This window comes from Flavobacterium sp. (genome assembly GCF_036405015.1).
Classification (GTDB): domain Bacteria; phylum Bacteroidota; class Bacteroidia; order Flavobacteriales; family Flavobacteriaceae; genus Flavobacterium.
Window position 1 is genome coordinate 1 of sequence record NZ_DASWYK010000249.1, and the last position, 20,500, is coordinate 20,500.

The 20,500-nt window shown below is 32.3% G+C and carries 18 protein-coding genes; 6 read left to right on the forward strand and 12 right to left on the reverse strand.

Annotated elements, in window-relative coordinates; all coding sequences use genetic code 11:
- Nucleotides 1–192: hypothetical protein (locus VGE71_RS21640; protein WP_331140179.1), on the reverse strand; the 192-nt coding region annotated here is incomplete at its 3' end.
- A gap of 81 nt (nt 193–273) precedes the next feature.
- Nucleotides 274–804, reverse strand: a complete 531-nt coding sequence (locus VGE71_RS21645; RefSeq protein WP_331140180.1) for a hypothetical protein — start codon at nt 802–804, stop codon at nt 274–276.
- A 206-nt stretch (nt 805–1,010) separates the two neighbouring features.
- Here VGE71_RS21645 and VGE71_RS21650 point away from each other — a divergent pair, with 206 nt between their 5' ends.
- Entirely contained in the window at nt 1,011–1,658 is a 648-nt protein-coding gene (locus VGE71_RS21650) for a M15 family metallopeptidase (protein ID WP_331140181.1), read from the forward strand.
- Here the strand turns inward: VGE71_RS21650 and VGE71_RS21655 are convergent, their stop codons facing one another.
- The 8 genes from VGE71_RS21655 to tsaD form a co-directional block, all read right to left on the reverse strand.
- Nucleotides 1,659–2,225 carry a hypothetical protein gene (locus tag VGE71_RS21655; protein ID WP_331140182.1) on the reverse strand — a complete coding sequence of 189 codons (567 nt, stop codon included), beginning with the start codon at nt 2,223–2,225 and terminating at the stop codon, nt 1,659–1,661.
- A gap of 3 nt (nt 2,226–2,228) precedes the next feature.
- Entirely contained in the window at nt 2,229–3,407 is a 1,179-nt protein-coding gene (locus VGE71_RS21660) for a THUMP-like domain-containing protein (RefSeq protein ID WP_331140183.1), read from the reverse strand.
- Between the two features lie 2 nt (nt 3,408–3,409).
- Complete coding sequence (locus tag VGE71_RS21665; protein ID WP_331140184.1) at nt 3,410–4,501, reverse strand: AI-2E family transporter; 1,092 nt, start codon at nt 4,499–4,501, stop codon at nt 3,410–3,412.
- A 108-nt stretch (nt 4,502–4,609) separates the two neighbouring features.
- Nucleotides 4,610–5,569: a zinc metalloprotease gene (locus VGE71_RS21670; protein WP_331140185.1), complete on the reverse strand. Its 960-nt coding sequence runs from the start codon at nt 5,567–5,569 to the stop codon at nt 4,610–4,612.
- A 299-nt stretch (nt 5,570–5,868) separates the two neighbouring features.
- Nucleotides 5,869–6,366, reverse strand: coding sequence for a TrmH family RNA methyltransferase (locus VGE71_RS21675; protein WP_331140186.1), 498 nt, complete (start codon nt 6,364–6,366; stop codon nt 5,869–5,871).
- 10 nt (nt 6,367–6,376) lie between these two features.
- Nucleotides 6,377–7,015 carry a DUF4159 domain-containing protein gene (locus tag VGE71_RS21680; RefSeq protein ID WP_331140187.1) on the reverse strand — a complete coding sequence of 213 codons (639 nt, stop codon included), beginning with the start codon at nt 7,013–7,015 and terminating at the stop codon, nt 6,377–6,379.
- Nucleotides 7,016–7,165: 150 nt separating this feature from the next.
- Nucleotides 7,166–7,870 (reverse strand): 16S rRNA (uracil(1498)-N(3))-methyltransferase, encoded by a 705-nt coding sequence (locus tag VGE71_RS21685; protein ID WP_331140188.1) that lies wholly within the window; start codon nt 7,868–7,870, stop codon nt 7,166–7,168.
- A gap of 2 nt (nt 7,871–7,872) precedes the next feature.
- Nucleotides 7,873–8,895: a tRNA (adenosine(37)-N6)-threonylcarbamoyltransferase complex transferase subunit TsaD gene (gene tsaD / locus VGE71_RS21690; protein ID WP_331140189.1), complete on the reverse strand. Its 1,023-nt coding sequence runs from the start codon at nt 8,893–8,895 to the stop codon at nt 7,873–7,875.
- A gap of 196 nt (nt 8,896–9,091) precedes the next feature.
- Here tsaD and VGE71_RS21695 point away from each other — a divergent pair, with 196 nt between their 5' ends.
- The 5 genes from VGE71_RS21695 to VGE71_RS21715 all read left to right on the forward strand — a co-directional run bounded on the left by VGE71_RS21695 (nt 9,092) and on the right by VGE71_RS21715 (nt 17,390).
- Nucleotides 9,092–13,630: a translocation/assembly module TamB domain-containing protein gene (locus VGE71_RS21695; protein WP_331140190.1), complete on the forward strand. Its 4,539-nt coding sequence runs from the start codon at nt 9,092–9,094 to the stop codon at nt 13,628–13,630.
- A gap of 309 nt (nt 13,631–13,939) precedes the next feature.
- Entirely contained in the window at nt 13,940–14,926 is a 987-nt protein-coding gene (gene pfkA, locus VGE71_RS21700; protein ID WP_144219088.1) for a 6-phosphofructokinase, read from the forward strand.
- Nucleotides 14,927–15,018: 92 nt separating this feature from the next.
- Nucleotides 15,019–16,023 (forward strand): type I glyceraldehyde-3-phosphate dehydrogenase, encoded by a 1,005-nt coding sequence (gene gap, locus VGE71_RS21705; protein ID WP_331140191.1) that lies wholly within the window; start codon nt 15,019–15,021, stop codon nt 16,021–16,023.
- A 130-nt stretch (nt 16,024–16,153) separates the two neighbouring features.
- Complete coding sequence (locus tag VGE71_RS21710) at nt 16,154–17,005, forward strand: N-acetylglucosamine kinase (protein ID WP_331140192.1); 852 nt, start codon at nt 16,154–16,156, stop codon at nt 17,003–17,005.
- A gap of 10 nt (nt 17,006–17,015) precedes the next feature.
- Complete coding sequence (locus VGE71_RS21715; RefSeq protein ID WP_331140202.1) at nt 17,016–17,390, forward strand: methylglyoxal synthase; 375 nt, start codon at nt 17,016–17,018, stop codon at nt 17,388–17,390.
- Here VGE71_RS21715 and VGE71_RS21720 read toward each other — a convergent pair.
- Together VGE71_RS21720 and VGE71_RS21725 are read right to left on the reverse strand one after the other, a co-directional pair.
- Nucleotides 17,371–17,751, reverse strand: coding sequence for a RidA family protein (locus tag VGE71_RS21720; RefSeq protein WP_331140193.1), 381 nt, complete (start codon nt 17,749–17,751; stop codon nt 17,371–17,373). The genes VGE71_RS21715 and VGE71_RS21720 overlap by 20 nt on opposite strands.
- A 27-nt stretch (nt 17,752–17,778) precedes the next feature.
- Nucleotides 17,779–20,475 (reverse strand): putative LPS assembly protein LptD, encoded by a 2,697-nt coding sequence (locus VGE71_RS21725; protein WP_331140194.1) that lies wholly within the window; start codon nt 20,473–20,475, stop codon nt 17,779–17,781.
- Nucleotides 20,476–20,500: the final 25 nt, after the last annotated feature.

Here is a 20,500-nt window from a genome sequence, read left to right on the forward strand (position 1 = left end):
TTTGGCTATGTTAACAATCCAGACATGATCTATTTCTATTTCATTTTCGCGAATTCCTTTTTCATTTCTGATAATCAGTTTACCACTTTTCAATTCAGAAAGACCTAGGTTTGTAGCAAGTACTTTTTCTACATTTTGAAAATAACTATGTTTTTGAAGATAAACTTCGCTCCATGTTTCTGGTTCTGACATTGATATTTGAAATTGAATTTAGCAACAGCTAATATAAAAAAACGCAAAGAAGAAATGCTGAATTAATTAGTAAAGCAGATTTTATTTCTTATCCTTAGTAACGGCGTTTTCTTTTTTAATATTCAAATCTTTCAAAAAGTTGTCTTTTATTTCAATATCAAAATTATCTTCTTTAAGAACAGTAAGTTTTGATTCAGTGAACTTATAGACATTTATTTTATTGTTTTTAACATCAATATAAAGATCATAAGAATAAGTATTGCAATCGTGTTGTTTACATCCCCAGGCATGAAGTATGTTTTCTTGTTTTTCAAAAGGCGTTTCTGTATTCCAGTATTTTACCATTTGATCGTAATCTTCTGTTCCCATTAACTTTTTTAATCTCGGAGCTAAGCTGCTTTTGGTTAAAAAATGAGTACCAATCACACTTTTGTCTACTAAATTATATAGAGAATCTGTCGGATTCATTACAGTGCTGTCGGTTTTTAAAGCTTCTGTTTTGATGGAAGTAGAATCGGTTGTAGGAACACTTTTTATAATTTCTTTTTTACAGCAAACCAATAAGAAACTACTCAGCAAGACTAAAGAAATATATTTGGTTTTGAAATTCATAATAACTGTTTTTAGAATTAATACTACAATTTACAAACCTGTAAAGGGCTGATTTTTATAAAGATATTAAAATTAAATTTCTTTTAAAAGAAGATTTAAACCTTTGTAAAAGCCAAAACAATAGTTTTTTGATTGAAAGAAGACTTAAGAATAGACATCGTTTTGAGTTTTTTTGCTTAATTTCATTTTTTAAAAATTAGGAAAAAATGAAGCATTTTTCAAAATTAGTAATTGGTTTTTTATTCTGTTTTTCATCATTACAAGCGCAACATGAGACGTATACAAGTGAAACAGATTCACACATTTCAGATACAACATTTGTAAAATTAAGAGATTACAGCAATGATTTTATCTATGATATGAAATACGCGACCGAGGATAATTTCTTGAAAGCAAAAGTCTATGATTGTGCAGAATGTATGCTTCGTTTAAAAACGGTTAAAGCCTTAATTGCAGCCAACAAAGATTTTTTGAAAAAAGGTTTCCGAATAAAATTATATGATTGTTACAGACCTTTGGACATTCAGAAAAAAATGTGGGAGATTGTATCAAATCCAGAATATGTGGCAGATCCAAAAAAAGGCTCCATCCATAATAGAGGAGGAGCCGTTGATATTTCTATAGTTGATATAACTGGTAAAGAAGTCGATATGGGTACTCCTTTTGATTTTTTTGGAATTCAGGCCAGTCATAATTTCAAACAACTTTCAAAAGAAATTCTTTCTAAAAGAGCTTATTTGAAAAGTACGATGATAAAAAATGGCTTCAATTCCTTTGATTCAGAATGGTGGCATTACAATTTAAAAACAGGATTAAAAGATAAAGTGGCCAACCAAAAATGGAAATGTGATTAATTATTCAACACATCTTATGTTTTCCATGAAATAAGTATTCGGATTTGTAACCTTGCCGGTTAGCTCAGAAGTAAGTTCACGTTTTATAATATAATCTTCTATGTTGGTAAGATATTTAATTCGCATGATTGAAATCGGTGATTTTTTAAGCTCTTCGTAATTGTCTTTCATGAACATGAAAATTCCGGTATTAATTCGATTGTCAAATCCTTTTTCGTCGCGAACCAATGTTCCGCAATTTTCCTGATTGATGTGCATTAGTGTTACAATCTTTCCATTTTCTAATTGTAAAAAGATTTTCGAATTCTTATCAAAACAATTTGCTTTAATAAAATCTTTACTTTTTTGAATGGATTGAAGATTCAACGTTGGCAATCCGTCAGTTTGAGCCAGTGAGAAAAAAATATAATTAAAGCTTCCGCCAAAATATTTTTCACTCATTAGATATTCATTTGTTACTTTATAAGATCCAATTGAATCGTTTACATTTACACTGTATTCACATGGTTTTTGTGCAAATGCGGTAATGGTTAATAAGAAAATAGTTAGTGTAAATAGTTTTTTCATTGTTTAGATTATTTTGCTGCAAATTAAAACTATTTTGTTATCTTTTACATCTGTTGTAAAAAAACAATATAAATTACCTCCATTTTTTATTTTCCACTTTTTTCTAATGTTTTCTACAGTTTCAGGAAAATTACGAGTCGTGATATTGGCCTGCTGATTTAAGAGTTCATTTTTCATTTCATTTTTATTGTACGAAATGACTTTTTGAATCTCAAATTTTCGTCCAGGAAAATCAATTAAATTTTCTGAAGTGTATAAATGTGAATGCTTATGCAATTTATCAATTTGAAAAGCGGTGCTTATTTCATCAAATCCTCCCGACTTCATAATGGCCGAATTGGGTTCGTAAAGATATTTTTTTGGAAAATCGTAAAGAGAGAAAGAATCTTCACCTAAAATAAATTCAAAAGTCTCAATGCTTTCTTTTAAAATATTGGCAGTTTTAATTTTTATTTCGCCAGAATAATTTTTGTGAATTTCAAATAAAAGCTCTTTTACTTCATTTTCCAACGCAATGATATGAATGTTCTTTACATTTTTAAGTTCTGATAATCCTGCCGAAATATCTAATAATGGAGCAGTTTTAATTAAAATACGATCTGCTTTTTCAAAATAAAAATCTAATAATTCAGGAACATTTGGCAGACAGTCTTTAAGCATAAAAACTTTGCCTTTTGCATCATTTCTTCGTGAAGGATCAATATAAATCCAATTGTATTTTTGATTGGTTTCTTCCAACAAATGAATAGAATCTCCCGAATAAAAAGTACAATTTTTAACTTGAAGTTTTTCGAAATTATGTTTTACAATTCCGGACAATTCTTCGTTTATTTCACAATGTGTTATGGATTTAAACTTCTTCGAAAAATAATAATCATCAACACCAAAACCGCCTGTAAGATCAATTAAAGTTTCACCAGACATCAAATTGGCTTTGTAAGCGGCAGTTTTTTCAGAAGAAGTTTGTTCTACCGAAATTTTACTTGGATAAATAATGTTTTCTGCAGCAAACCAAGTCGGAAGCTTATCTTTTGCTTTTGATCGGGCTTCAATTTGATTTAAAATTAAAATCCAGTCGACTTCAGGAAAAGGGTTTTTCTGAAGCGCCAATTTTGTAAGGTCTGCACCGGTATTCTGAATTATAAATTTCTGAATATCCGGATGCAAAATAGAAGTGTTCAAAACTAAATTCTTTCGGTTAATACGGAGACAATTTTATTGTTAGGGAAAAATTCTTTTAAAATTACTTTAATCATGGTAAACGCCGGAACTGCGATAATCATTCCGACAATTCCAAATGTGATACCACTGATTAAGATGATCAAGAATATTTCTAACGGGTGCGAATTTACACTTTTTGAAGAAATTATCGGCTGACTGATATTATTGTCAATTGCCTGAACCAATAAAAAGCCAATAACAACGTAAATTGTTTTTGGAAGTATTTCTGATTGAAAATCCATTCCGATCATACTGATCATAGTTAAAATTGCGGCTAATGTAGTTCCGATAATTGGTCCTAAATAAGGAATGATATTTAAAATTGCACATAAAAAAGCAATTACAAAGGCATTTTTATTTCCAAAAATTAATAATACAATCAAATAAAGAATAAATACGACAATCAATTGCAGTAGTAAACCAATAAAATAACGTGTCAATAAATGATTGATTTTCGTAATAGAATTTAAAATTTTATCTTCATTAGAATCAGGAAGTATTCTTCTGGCTTGATCTTTAAAAATGGCCTGATCTTTAATAAAAAAGAAAGTAATAAAGAATACAGAAACCAATCCCATTCCCATATCGGCCATAAAATTGATGATTGAATTGATAAATCCGGTAAAATAACTGAAATCGAATACCGAAGTCAGTTTAGAATCTTTTATAACTTTATTTAAATCGATGTGCTGAATGTTGAAATAGTCTTCAAGATGAGTTTCTGTTTCCATAAATTTTTCCTGAAGATGTGCTGTATCTAATAACGCCAAATTATTGGCTTGCGAAATAATTAAAGGAACAAACAAAAGAATAAAACCTACAATTAGAAAAACGAAAAGAATAATCGTAGTTGAGGCCGCCATGGTATTGCTGAATTTTAGTTTATTCTTTAAAAATAAAATCAGCGGATTTGAAAGTAAGCATAAAAGCAATGAAACGCATAAGTAAACAATTACGGTTTGAATGCTGTATAAAAAGTATAAAACGATACCAATAATTAAGATAGTTGCTAAAGCTCTTAAAATTCCGTTCGAAATAGTTTTTGACGTGATCATGTTTAAAATTTAGAATATAAATATAGCAAAAAGCATTTTAAAATTATGGTCTAAACAAAAAAAGCGAGATGTATTAGATCTCGCTTTAAATATTGTTTTTGTTAGCAATTATTGTGCAAATGCAGCTCTTGCGCCTCCAGATGTAAATATTGCCGAAATTCTGTTTTTTTGACCTGTTGAAAACATGTACATTGCCGCATCATCCACATAATCCATGTAGTTCATTGTCATTTCTACAGGTGTTCCTGAACAAGTGCTGTAATGCGGATAAGCTGGTACACCATAGTTTTCTTCGTTATGAGTTGGAGTATCTGCAACAAGATCGCTTCCGCAAGTTGCATCTCCCCAAATATGACGTAAATTCATCCAATGACCCACTTCGTGAGTTCCCGTTCTTCCTAGGTTAAACGGAGCATTTGCAGCACCAGATAATCCAAAATAACGAGAATCGATAACTACTCCATCAGTAGAAGAAGCGCCACCTGGAAATTGAGCATAACCTAAAATTCCGCCTCCAATATTACAAGACCAAAGGTTTAGTTTTGTGGTTGGAGAAGTTGGAGCGATTCCGCCTTGAGCCGTTTTTTTCATAGCATCATTTGTTCCCCAAGAAGTTTTGGTAGTCGATTTTCTAATGATTTGATCCAATTTAAATGTAATTCCAATATTTGCCTTAACTCCAGAAAATAAAGCAGGTACATTGTTGTAATCGGAGTTTAAAGCATTAAAATCTTTGTTTAATACATCAATTTGTGATTGAATTTGTGCGTCTGAAATGTTTTGTGCAGTTGTTCTGTACAGTACATTTACGACAACAGGAATTTCGATTTTGCCATTTACCAAACGGCCTGTAAAATTGCCAATAGAATGTTTGGCTGTAAAAGCTTCAATTTCGTTCATTTTAATGGCTAAGGCAGGATTGGCTTTTAATTGTGCTTCCAAAACTTCTTGGGTTGCACATCCTCTTCGTGATGCTGCAACTGTATCTGAGTTAGCAGATTCAGATTGTTCATTTTGACAAGCAAACAGCATTAAAGCTGCAAATGTGGTAATAATAACTTTTTTCATAATAATTTGGGTTTTTGTTATAAAAATGTTGATTAGTTAAACATTGACGCAATTTTATAACAAAAATAAATTACAGAAAAATTTTATAACAGTTATTTTGTAAGAATTTTTAGAACCCCTTGTAGATGCTGGTTTCTCTAAAAATCAAAACCTACACATTAGTAAGATTTTTCCTTTGTTTTATTTGTTTAAATGTATTTTGTCGTAAATATTTGTATTTCAACGACGATTTAAAACAAGACTATTTCATTAAAAATGGAAATAATGTTTTTAAAAAGAAGTCATTAGAGTTCGAATTTTTACAAAGAAGTAAGTTCGTAAAGTGCTATACTTGCCGCTTGTACAACATTCATACTGCTGTTTTTACCAAACATATTGATATGAACGATTTGATGGGAAAGTTGAAGAAGTTCTTCAGATATTCCGTTTATTTCGCTGCCGATTATAAGAGCTGTTTTTTTATTTTCTGGTAGGATAACTTCTTTTAAAGGTTTGCTGTTTGAAGCTATTTCAAGAGAAATGATTTCAAAATCATTTTCTAAAAGAAAAGATTTTAATTCGGTAAATTCTTCAATTACAGAATGTGCCACATGAAGATGTGTACTACGTGAAGTTTTATTTATTTTGCGTGGTGTCAGCGGAATATCTTTTCCAAAAAAGATAATATTTTCTACTCCAAAAGCCTCTGAAATTCTAAATAAAGAACCAATATTTTGCTGAAAATAAATATGATCGCAAACTAAAGTAATGGGAAAAGTTTTTCTCTCAAATTGATTTTCTTCGTGAGTCAGTTGCACTTTCTAAAATTTAATTGGTAAAAATATAATTAATAATGTTTGCGCCCATTTTTAAAGCTTTATCTCTCACATTTGCAGGGTCATTGTGTACTTCAGTATCTTCCCAGCCGTCGCCCAAATCGCATTCATATGTATAAAGTAAAACTAGTTTGTTTTCTATGAAAATTCCAAAAGCTTGTGGACGAGTGCCATCATGCTCATGAATTTTTGGTAATCCGTTTGGAAAAGGAAATGGTTTCTGAAAAATAGGATGATTTGCGGGAATTTCGACTAAACTATTATTAGGGAATATTTTTTTGATTTCTTTTCTAATAAACTGATCCATACCGTAATTATCATCAATATGAAGAAATCCTCCTGCAGTAAGATAATTTCTAAGATTGGTTACATCAGAATCACTGAAAACGACATTTCCGTGTCCAGTCATGTGAACAAAAGGGTAGGAGAATAAATCAGGATTACTTGGCTCAACCGTAGAAGGTTTGTTTTTTATACGGGTATTAATATTGGCATTGCAAAAACTGATAAGATTTGGCAAAGAAGTTGGATTGGCATACCAGTCGCCACCTCCGCTGTATTTAAGCAAAGCAATTTCTTGTGAAAAAGAAGAAACAGAAATCAATAAGAGTAAGTAAAATATTTTTTTCATAATAATTTAAATGGTCTGATATTCTTTAATGTTTTTTGTCATTCCGAGGAACGAGGAATCACACTAGGAACTCCGCAAAGAATGTCGACAATCGTTGTTAAGCAAATATGTGATCCTTCGTTCCTCAGGATGACAAAATTTGTGGTTAATTTATTCATTGAAGAATACAACACTATGACAAGCTACAACAGCTGCAGTTTCTGTTCTCAAGCGAGTGTTTCCTAAAGTTACAGGCTTGTAATTGTTTTCAAGCGCCAATGCAATTTCTTTCTCAGAAAAGTCACCTTCAGGACCAATTAAAATGGTTACATCTTCATTTGGTTTTAAAACCTCTTTCAGTGATTTTTTATCGGTTTCTTCACAGTGTGCAATTAACTGTAATCCATTTTTTTGCTGTTTTACAAACTCTTTAAACGAAATAGCTTCATTCAATTTTGGCAAAAAAGTTTCGTTACATTGTTTCATTGCTGAAAGAATAATTTTTTCGAAACGATCTCTATTAATTACTTTTCGTTCAGAACGATCACAAAAAATAGGCGTTATTTCCTGAATTCCGATTTCGGTTGCTTTTTCCAGAAACCATTCAAAACGATCATTCATTTTTGTAGGTGCAACCGCCAGATGCAGATGAAATTTTGGTTTTTCTGCATTGGTTATAGAAAGTACTTCAACAGTACATTTACTGTCAGAAGCCAAAGTAATCTGGGTTTCAAACAATAATCCAAAACCATTGGTAACATGAAGAATATCAGAATCTTTTTTTCGAAGCACTTTTATAATGTGACGGCTTTCTTCTTTATCAAAAGAAAAACTTTCGGTATTTTCGTCTATATTCGGATTAAAAAATAACTGCATGATTAAAATTGAATTCTTGCTTTAGAAACCACAGCAGAAGTTTCGAAACGATTTGATAAGTATTTTTGATAGCCTACAATTCCAATCATGGCCGCATTATCTGTAGTATATTCAAACTTCGGAATAAAGGTTTTCCAACCGTATTTGCTTTCGGTTTCTTTTAAAGTGCTTCTAATTCCTGAATTTGCAGAAACACCTCCACCAATGGCAATTTGTGTAATTCCGGTTTCTTTTACAGCTTGTTTTATTTTATCCATTAAAATTTCGATAATCGTATGCTGAATAGAAGCACAGATATCATTCAGGTTTTCCTCAATAAAATTAGGATTTGCCTGCTTGTTTTTTTGAATGAAATATAAAATGGCTGTCTTTAATCCTGAGAAACTAAAGTCTAATCCAGGTACTTTTGGTTTGGTAAAAGAAAATGCTTTCGGATTTCCTTCTTTGGCGTATTTATCAATCAAAGGTCCGCCTGGATAAGGAAGTCCAAGGATTTTAGCGCTTTTGTCAAAAGCTTCACCTACAGCATCATCTGTAGTTTCTCCGATAATTTCCATGTCAAAAAAGCTGTTCACTTTTACTATCTGAGTATGGCCTCCGCTGATTGTTAACGCTAAAAACGGAAATTTGGGTTTGTCATATCCTTCTTCATCAATAAAATGAGCCAGAATATGAGCATGCATATGATTTACAGCAATTAAAGGAATTTTTAATGCTAATGATAAAGATTTACTAAAAGAAGTTCCTACTAATAATGATCCCATTAATCCAGGACCTTGTGTAAATGCGATTGCGCTTAACTGTTCTTTTTGTACATTTGCTTTACAAAGTGCAGCATCTATTACAGGTACTATATTCTGCTGATGTGCTCGCGAAGCCAATTCAGGAACAACACCCCCGTATTGATTATGAATTAATTGATTGGCTACAACATTTGACAATACTTTGTCGTTATGTAAAACCGCGGCAGCAGTATCATCGCATGAACTTTCGATGGCTAGAATAAAAACCTCTTGATTTTGCATATAAAGGCACAAATTTTGAATTATATTTGACAAATCAAATTGTTAAATTTATTTGATTTAAGCAGTGGCCCCAAAATTAAAGAATTTTTATCAAAAACAGCCGTTCTTTGTCTGTTCAAAATAAATTTAAAAGAAAACTAAAATTAAAGAAGCTATCAAAAAAGTACAGAAAATAATATCACGAACTCTAATTGGGTTGATTTTACTTTTGTTGGTAGTGGCTATCACATTATCACTTCCTATAGTTCAGACTCAAATTGCGAACTATGTCACAAATAGATTAAACGAAGATTATAAAGTAAATATTAATGTCGAAAAAACAGCAATTAATATTTTTGGAGGTGTTAAACTGAAGAAAGTTACCATCCTCGATCACCATAAAAAAACATTGATTTACTCTGATATTATCACCACAGATATTGCCAGTTTCAGTAGATTGCTTGACGGAGATTTAATTTTTGGAGATTTACGTTTAACAGGTTTGATTTTTAATTTGAAAACCTATAAAGGCGAAGACGAAAACAATATCAATAAGTTTATTAAGGCTTTTGAAGTTGACAATACGCCTAAGAAAAAATCAACAAAACATTTCCTGTTAACTGCAAAAAATGGTTACATCGAAAGAGGAAGATTTTCTGTAGTTGATGAAAACAAAACGACTCCTAAATTTCTAGATTTTACAAAGCTAAATGCTTATATAAGTGATTTTAAATTGTATGGGCCAGATGTAAATACTACGATTCATCGTTTCTCATTTATGGACCATCGCGGTTTGTATGTTTCTAATTTTGCTGGGAAATTTAGTTATACCAAAAAACAGATTAAAGTTGAAAATCTTGCCATTAAAACCAAAAGATCTTCAATTTATGGTTTGGCAGTTTTAAATTATAAACCAGAAGATTTTCTTGATTTTACAGATAAAGTTCGATTTGATGTTGTAATTGATTCCTCTTCAATTGCTACGAATGATATTCGTCATTTTTATGATGGTTTAGGTAAAAATCAGCATTTTAAGCTTAAAACAAAATTAGACGGTCCGTTAAATAACATGATGCTTTCTAAATTAAGATTGAGCGATACTAACGGATCAAAAATCAACGGAACTATTAATTTCAGAAATCTTTTGGGCAGTAAAACCCAGAAATTTTCTATGGATGGAAAGTTTGACAAACTACTTTCTAGTTATGATGATTTAGTGATTTTGCTTCCCGAAGTTTTGGGTAAAAAACTTCCAATTGAACTTAAAAGAATCGGAAAATTTAATATTGTCGGTAAAGCAAAAGTTTCGACAACCGCACTCGAAACAGATTTTAAAATTGGAACAGATCTCGGAGACGGACAAGTTGATCTTCATATGAATAATATGGATTTTATTGATAAAGCCTCGTATTCGGGAAATATTATTCTGAACAATTTTGATGTTGGAGCTGTCTTAAATCGAAAAGATGTTGGAAGAACAACTTTAAATCTAGACGTTGATGGAGTTGGGTTTACAGAAAAATATCTCAACACCATTGTTAAAGGAGATATTTCTAAACTCGATTACAATAAGTACACTTATAATAATATCGTAGTTAATGGGAATTTTAAACTGCCTTATTATAAAGGACAGATTGCGGTTAATGATCCTAATCTGAATTTAACTTTTGATGGTTTACTTGATTTGAGTAAAAGAGAAAACCGTTATGATTTTCATATTAATGTAGAAAATTCAGATTTAAGAAAACTAAAATTTGTTAACGATTCGATTTCCAATTTCAAAGGAGATGTTGTGGTTCAGGTTACTGGAAATTCGATTGAAAATCTTCAAGGAAATATATACTTGAATGATGTTGTGTATCAAAATCCAAAATCGAGTTATGTTTTTGATGACGTAACAGTGAGTTCTAATTTTGATGCCGATCGATTAAGAACGATAACGATTAGTTCGAACGATGTTGTTGACGGAAAAATCGTTGGTAAATTTAGATTCGATCAGTTAGATAAATTGGTTATGAACTCTGTTGGAAGTTTGTATACCAATTACAAACCCTATAAAGTAAGAAAAGGACAGTTTTTACGATTCAATTTCCGTGTCTATGATAAAGTGGTAGAAATGCTTTATCCAGAGATTAATATTGATTCTTCTACGGTTGTTAGAGGTAAAATAGATTCGGATTTACAGGAATTTAAATTCCGTTTTAGATCGCAAAAAATTACAGCGGCCAAAAATATTTTCGATAATATTCGTATCAATATTGATAATAAAAATGCGCTTTACAATGCTTATGTAGAGTTAGATAGTATAAAGACGCCTTATTATAAGATCCGTGATTTTAATTTGATCAATGTTACGGCAAAAGATACTTTGTTTGTGCGTTCTGAATTTAAAGGAGGAAATCAGGGTGAAGATTATTTCAATATAGATTTATTTCATACAATTGATAAAAACAAAAATAATATTGTCGGAATCAAGAAGTCTGAGATGAAGTTTAAAGACTACATCTGGTATTTAAACGAAAAATCTGAAAATGATAATCAAATTGTCTTTGATCAGTATTTTAAAAACTTTACAATTGATAATATCATTTTATCTCATGAAAATCAGAAGATTGATTTAAATGGAGTAATTAAGGGCAGCGATTATAAAGATCTGGTGCTGAACTTTGAAGATGTTGATATTAATAAAATTACTCCAGCAAATTCCAAATTTGTTTTTGATGGTAATTTGAACGGAAGTGTCAATTATAAGCAGAATAAAAATGTTTATCAGCCCACAGCATCGATTAAGATTGATCATCTTGTCATGAATAAGACGGAGCTTGGTACGCTCAATTTTGATATTTCAGGAGATGAAACTTTTAGAAAATTCACGGTTAATTCGTCTATACAAAATGGTTTTACAGAGTCTTTTAGAGCAAGCGGAAATTTTGCTATAGAAAACAAAGAAACCATCATGGATATGAGTTTGAAACTAGAAGGATTTAATCTTGCTACTTTAGGAACTATTGGAGGTGACGTTTTGTCGAATATTCGTGGTTCCGTTTCAGGAAATGCTTCTGTTGTTGGGAATTTGAAAAAACCAGATATAAACGGGCGTTTGTATGTTGAGAAAGCCGGAATGACAATTCCGTACCTAAATACAGATTATGAGTTGAGTGATCGAACGGTAATTGATTTGACGAATGAAAAATTCCTGTTTCGAAATAATCAGCTGACAGATACTAAATACGGAACAAAAGGTTTGTTAAACGGAAGTATCGAGCATAAGAACTTTGGTGATTGGAAATTAGATCTAAACATTACGTCTAAGCGATTGGTAGCATTAGATACCAAAGACAGTGATGATGCTGCTTATTTTGGAACAGCTTTTATAAACGGATCGGCAAGTATACGAGGACCTGTAGAAAGTTTGTTTATTAAGGTTGATGCCAAATCTGAAAAAGGGACAGAGGTTAAGATACCTATTAATAATGCACAAAGTGTTGGGGAAAGCAGCTGGATTCATTTTGTAACTCCAAAAGAAAAATACAATCAGGCCAACGGAATTGTAGAAAAGACAAAAAACTACAACGGACTTGAACTGGAGTTTGATTTTGACATTACACCAGATGCCGAAGTAGAAGTTATTCTGGACCGAAATTCTGGACACGGTATGAAAGGAAAAGGATATGGATCGCTTTTGTTTAAAATCAATACTTTAGGAAAGTTCAATATGTGGGGAGATTTCCAGGCATATGAGGGAACGTATAACTTTAAATATGGCGGACTTATCGATAAAAAGTTTGCTGTTAAAAAAGGTGGTTCTATTATTTGGGAAGGGAACCCGATGCGTGCTCAGTTGAATTTAGAAGCAGTTTACAAAACGCAAGCCAATCCGGCAGTACTTTTAGATAATACTTCTTCGTTCAATAAAAAAGTACCTGTGGAAGTAGTGATTGGATTAAGAGGGGATTTAGCAAGCCCAGAGCCTAATTTCGATATTCAGTTTCCATCCGTAAGTAACGTTTTAAAATCAGAAATACAATATAAATTAGACGATAAGGATATTCGTCAGACACAAGCTTTGTATTTACTGTCGACAGGTTCGTTTATGAGTACAGACGGATTTAGTCAGGGCGATTTTTCAGGAACATTAACAGAAACTGCATCAAGTTTGCTTGGAGGAATTATCAAATCAGACAATGATAAAGTAAATATCGATTTAAATTATATTGCAGCAGATCGAAGAATGGGACAGGAAGTAGATGGTCAGTTTGTGGCTAATATTTCGTCTCAGGTTAATGAACGAATTACGATTAATGGAAAGCTTGGAGTTCCTGTTGGTGGTGTAAACGAATCGGCTATTGTGGGAGATATTGAAATTTTATACCGAGTAAATGAAGATGGTACAATGAACCTCCGATTATTCAATAAAGAAAATGATATCAATTATATAGGACAAGGAATTGGTTATACACAAGGTGTCGGTATTTCGTATGAAGTAGATTTTGATACTTTTAGTGAATTGGTAAACAAACTGTTTAAGGCTAATAAAATAGAAAGAGCATCAAAAACGTCTGATGATCTTCAAGATTCTTATTTGAATCCTGATTATATGAACTTCACGAGCAAAAAAGAATCGGAGAAAAACAAAAAGAAAGCCAAGGAAGAAGAAGCAAAAAAGAAAAAGGAGGAAGAAAAGAAGAAAAAAGAACAGCAACAGCAAACTCCAACCAATAATAATCAAGGACTGATTCCGGACAATGATTATTAACACTTTGTTAAAAATAAGCATTTATAAAACCATTATTCTCATAATGGTTTTTTTTGTGCTAAATTTAGCGACTCTAATAGAATTTTTCGTGTGAGAGAGAAATTCCGATTTTTATAACACTTCATTTGGGTATTGTTAATTTTGATGATTTAATTAAAAAAATAGCGTTTTATTATTTTTAATGAAATTTTTCCCTTGAAAAAACTTATTAACGAAAACGTTTGAATTTAACAGATTTTATTAATTTATGATAATCACAACCCGAAAAGTGATGAATGTTTGCTAATTTTACACTTTAATACTTAAATAATGCCAAAAACAATAAAAAAAGTAGGTGTTCTTACCTCAGGAGGAGATTCACCTGGAATGAATGCTGCAATTAGATCAGTTGTTCGAACTTGCGCATATCACAATATAGAATGCATCGGAATTTATAGAGGGTATCAAGGAATGATTGAAGGCGACTTCAAAGAGATGGGACCTCGTAGTGTAAATAATATTGTAAACAAAGGTGGAACGATCTTAAAATCGGCTCGTTCAGTTGAGTTTAGAACCCCTGAAGGTAGAAAAAAGGCACACGAAAACCTTGTTAAAGCAGGTGTTGATGCTTTGGTTGTTATTGGAGGAGATGGAAGTTTTACCGGAGGATTAATTTTTAATTCAGAGTTTGATTTCCCAGTTATGGGAATTCCTGGTACAATTGATAATGATATTTATGGTACAAGTTTTACTTTAGGGTATGATACTGCTTTAAATACTGTTGTAGACTGTATCGATAAAATTAGAGATACGGCAAGTTCTCACAACCGTCTGTTTTTTGTAGAGGTTATGGGTAGAGATGCTGGTCATATTGCTCTTAACGCAGGTATTGGAGCTGGAGCAGAAGAAATTCTTATTCCTGAAGAAGATTTAGGTTTAGATCGTCTGTTAGATTCGCTTCAAAAAAGTAAAGCTTCAGGAAAATCTTCAAGTATTGTGGTAATCGCTGAAGGAGATAAAATTGGTAAAAATGTATTCGAATTAAAAGATTATGTTGAAGCTAATTTACCTGAGTATGATGTACGTGTTTCTGTATTAGGACACATGCAGCGTGGTGGTTCTCCATCTTGTTTTGACCGTGTTTTGGCAAGCCGTTTAGGAGTAAAAGCTGTTGAATCTTTAATTGAAGGAAAATCAAATTATATGGTTGGTCTTCGTGAAGATAAAGTGATTTTAACGCCACTTGAGCAAGCTATTAAAGGAAAATCAGAAATTGATAGAGAATTATTAAGAGTGTCTGACATCATGTCAACATAATCAATATAAAGTTTAAAAAAGAAGAGAAGTTTATTGTGAGGAAATTAGACTTTGAAGTAGTGTAATAAAAACAAAAGCAAAAATTTAGTAAAATGTCAAAAGTAAAATTAGGAATAAACGGATTTGGACGTATCGGAAGAATCGTTTTTAGAGAGTCTTTCAACAGAGATAACGTAGAAGTTGTTGCAATCAATGACTTATTAGATGCAGATCACTTAGCTTATTTATTAAAATATGATTCAGTTCACGGTCGTTTCGATGGAACTGTAGAAGTTAAAGAAGGAAAACTTTATGTAAACGGAAGAAACATCCGTATCACTGCAGAAAGAAATCCAGCTGACTTAAAATGGAACGAAGTTGATGTAGATGTTGTTGCTGAATGTACTGGTATCTTCACAACTATCGAAACTGCAAGCGAGCACTTAAAAGGTGGTGCTAAGAAAGTTATCATTTCTGCTCCTTCTGCTGATGCTCCAATGTTTGTAATGGGAGTAAACCACGAAACTGCAAAAGCTTCTGATTTAGTTGTTTCTAACGCTTCTTGTACTACAAACTGTTTAGCTCCTTTAGCTAAAGTAATCAACGATAACTTTGGAATTGTTGAAGGTTTAATGACAACTGTTCATGCTACAACTTCAACTCAAATGACAGCTGACGGACCTTCTAGAAAAGACTGGAGAGGTGGACGTGCTGCTGCAATCAACATCATTCCTTCTTCAACAGGTGCTGCTAAAGCGGTTGGAAAAGTTATTCCAGAATTAAATGGAAAATTAACAGGTATGGCTTTCCGTGTACCTACTGCTGACGTTTCTACAGTAGATTTAACGGTAAAAGTTGCTAAAGAAACTTCATACGAAGAAATTATGGCAGTTTTGAAAAAAGCTTCTGAAAATGAATTAAAAGGTATCTTAGGATACACTGAAGATGCAGTTGTATCTCAGGATTTTATCTCAGATAAAAGAACTTCTATCATCGATGCTGGTGCAGGAATTGGATTAAATTCAACTTTCTTCAAATTAGTTTCTTGGTATGATAATGAGTACGGATACTCAAGCAAATTGATCGATTTATCTGTACATATTGCAGGTTTAAAATAATAATATATATTTTTGCAAAATCCCGTTATGATGAGTAACGGGATTTTCTTATTTTGTTACCTCTATAATTAATGTAAAAAGTACACTTTTAAATTAGAAATAGAGAAACCTAATCCCAAAAACTAAACAAATGAAATTAATAGTTGACAGTGGATCTACTAAAGCCGATTGGATTGCAATAGATGATAATGGAAAAGTATTATTCACAACACAAACTTTAGGATTAAATCCTGAAATTCTAGACGAGCCAGAAATCATTGAAAGATTGAATGACCGTTTCGATATTTTACAAAACAAAAAAAATGCTACACATTTATTCTTTTACGGCGCCGGTTGTGGTACTGATAGAATGAAAGAGTGGTTGAAAAGAATTTTTCAAGAGTATTTTTCTAACGCGATTGTAGACGTTCAAGAAGATACTTATGCTGCGGTTTATGCAACAACTCCAAAAGGGCAGGAAGCTATAGTTTCTATTTTAGGAACTGGTTCTAACTGCAGTTACTTTGATGGAAAAGTGTTACATCAAAAAGTACAATCATTAGGTTATATTGTAATGGATGATTGTAGTGGAAATGTTTTTGGAAAAGAACTAATTAGAAAATACTATTTTAATAAAATGCCTAAAGAATTGGCTGTTGAGCTTGAAAAAGAGTACGACGTTGATCCAGATTTTATTAAAAACAAATTATATAAAGAAGCTAACCCAAATGCTTATTTGGCTACTTATGCTAAGTTTTTAATTAAGCATAAAGACACTGAGTTCTGTAGAAAAATCATTTTCAAGGGAATGAAATCTTTTGTTAAGAATTACATCAAGCAATTCGATAATTGCAAAGAAGTTCCAGTACATTTTGTTGGTTCAATTGCATTTTATTTGAAAGATGAATTACAAGAGACATTTAATAAATATGAACTTCAATTAGGGAATGTTTTAAGAAGACCTATTGATGGATTAATTGCTTACCATGTCGCTAATCAATAGTTCTGGTTTTATGGAAATTGCCATTATTGCTCATGATGGAAAAAAAGCAGATTTAATTGATTTCTTAATCAAAAATGAAACTGTTTTGCACAATGAAAAAATAAGGCTGATTGGTACTGGAACTACTGGAGGAAAAGCTGAAGCAGCGGGTTTTAAAACTCAAAGAATGCTTTCTGGACCTCTTGGAGGTGATGCGCAAATTGCAGGTAGAGTTGCGGAAGGAATTACACAGATGGTTTTCTTTTTTAAAGATCCTCTGTCTAGTCACCCGCACGAAGCAGATATTAATATGTTGATTCGTGTTTGCGATGTGCATAATGTGCCGCTGGCAACCAATGAAGCAACGGCACAATTATTATTAGATGCTATTGCACAGCAATTATAGAAATCTCAACATTTACATTTTTTGGCAAACAAGCCACTTGAACCGTTTCACGAGCTGGAGCGGTTTTTTCGTTAAAATAAGATCCGTAAACCGTGTTTATGGCGCCAAAGTTATTCATGTCCATAATGAAAATAGTTGACTTCACAACGTTTTCAAAAGTCATTCCTGCTGCTTCAAGAATCGCAGCGATGTTTTTCATAACTTGGTCGGTTTCGTCATTGATGTTGTCTGTAATCAATTCTCCTGACTCAGGATTGATTGCAATTTGTCCAGAAGCATAAAGTGTATTTCCAGATAAAACAGCTTGGTTATAAGGTCCGATTGGAGCCGGAGCTTTGTCGGTAAAAATGATTTTTTTCATAATGAAAGTATTTGATTCGAAAGTAGTTTATCGATTAGATACGCTTCGTTTGTTCCATTTAATGTCACTAAGCATACCAGATTTAATTCCAATAAAGAAATTCCAGTTAGAGTTTGTTCCCAGCGGTTGCCAGTTAAATGCCATTCTCCAGCTTAATAAATCTCGCTCAAAACGGAACTGAGTAAAAGTAACTCCTTTTTGTACAAAATCATAACCAGTAGAAACACCACCTTTCCATTTTGGAGTGATGTCTGTGTTGATAGAAATCATAAGCGAGTTTCCAGAAATTTGGTTTTGCCTTGTTGTGTTAGAATAGGTTAACGAATAGGCTAAGGTCATGTCCCATGGAATTTTCGAATTAAAGAATTCGGTAATTACATCTTCCTTTTCAGGTTCGTTGGCAAATTGGCTGTTTCTGCTGTCGTTTAAATCAGTATTCGTTCCAAACAAGTCATCGTTTCGACCTCCATTCCGCTGGCTCTGTGTGTTTTTTTCTTTTCCAGTTCCTTTGTTTGAGAAAGAGTAGTTAACCGTAACGTTTGCACTGGTTAATCTGAATAAACTTCCTCCATTGTCAATATTAAAAGTGCTAATTCTGTTGTTACCACTATCAAGAGCATAAGGATCTAATGTGGCACCAAAGTTCATGTTCATTTTATTGTCAAAAAACTGTGTTCCTCCACTTACTAAGACAGGTTGCCATGCAAGAGTTGTTCTTCCGTCAGCATTAAAATTATAACTGGTACTAAAGTTTAAATTGTTTAGTAGCATTATTTTTTTAGGTTCTGTTTTGGTGCTGTCTCTGTCTCTCACTTTAGCTTCAAAAGTATTGCTTAAAGCAAAGCCAACAATGTTGGAGTTCTCTTTTCCTGGTGCTCCAAAAAGACCGTTTTCAAATCGAGTATATTGAGAAGTGATTGTTCCTGAAGCATCGACTGAATAACTGTCGTAATAACGCTCAAAACTTGGTGTGTAGGCATACGTTATACTTGGACGCATTACGTGTCTTATCGATTGAATTCTTTTGTCTTCACCAAAATTAAATGTACCATAAATTGTAGTTCCTAAATTAGTGCTAAAGTTGTAAGTTCTAAAAGAATCAAATCCGTTTACACTTTTGTCTTCTGCTTTTCCAGTACTAGGGTCATAGCTTTTGTTGATGGTCTTATTTACCCAAGTTTCCTGGTAAGTTGTTGAAGCTCCCGCACTAAAATATTTGAAAATTTTAAAGTTGGTACTAAGCGGAATTGTATGTTGCATTCCCAATTGAGCATCCTTAAACATCTGTGGTTTAAAAAATAGGGAATCACTTGTTTTAAAATAGTTTTTACCACTCACATTGTACTGTAAGTTGATGTTTTTGATGAATCCTTTTTTTACACCGTTTTTTCCAACAAAAGGATATACACGGTCAATACTTCCCTGAAAGGATGGAAGAGTCATAATAATCTCTTCTGTCTGCGTATTTTGGCTATGAGTTGCTGTTAATGCAATACGTGATCCTGGAATTGTATTGAAAGTTTTATTGTAGTTGATAGATGAGCTTAAAGTATTGTTCAAATTCGATCCAATATTGGCTTGGTTAATCGATTGTTTAAAGTATTTACTACTACCCATGTTAACCGACGCAGAAAAGCTTGAATTCGGATTTGATTTTGTGTCTTTAGAATGTGACCACTGAATGTTGTAAATACCCTGTTTAGTGTAATCTGGATAACCACGTTCGCTACTGATTAGGTTTTCAAAACGAATGTTTACGTTTCCTCGATATTTATATCTCGTAGCATAAGCCGATTCAAATCGCATGGCGTAACTTCCGTTAGTGTAATAATCTCCTAATACGGTTAAATCGTAATTGTCACTGAGGGCAAAGTAGTAACCTCCATTTTGAAGAGAGAAACCTCTTGTATTAGAGTCATTGTAACTTGGAATAATAATCCCCGAAACACTTTTTTCCTGACTCATTGGGAAATAAGCAAAAGGAAGTGCAAGTGGAGTAGGTACGTCTGCAATTACCATATTAGTTAAACCAGTAATTACTTTTTTCCCTGGAATAAATTTAACTTTACTAGTTTGGAAATAATATTCAGGATGGTCAACATCTGTTGAAGTTGTAAATCTTGCGCCTTTCAAGAAATAAACAGAATCGTTTTCTTTTTTAGTTATAGCAGCCTTGATTTTAAATTCGCCTTGTTCTGTTCTTGAATTATAAATTAAAGCCTTTTTTGTTTTGAAATTAAAACGAATGGAGTCGGGCTGTACCTCACTAGCTCCTTGTTTGAAGTTTGGATATTGAGTTAATACGCCAGTAGAATCTTTAATTCTTCCTGCGTAAACTTCATCTTTTTCATAATTAAGTACAATTATACCCGATTTTAATTCAACATCTTTATAGTATAATTCGGCTTCGTTATATAAAGTAATCAGTTTTCTTTTCTGATCAATTTTAGCATAATCTTTTGCTACATACCTAACTTTTCCATCTAGAAAAGTCTTTTTAGTTTTAACGGTATCCAGCTTTATAGTATCGGTAATTGCAGGAGCTTCTTTATCTGTTTGTTTTACAGCAGGTAAAGGCTTTTTTTTGTTTTTTATTTCTTGCGAATATAAATTTCCACAACCTATAGTTAGGAAAAATGATATTAAAACGATATTAAATAAGTTTGTATGCAAAGGTTTAAATGCTATTTTTGTAAAATTATGGCGTGTTTTTTGACATGTCAAACTTACATATAATTTTTTGGCAAAA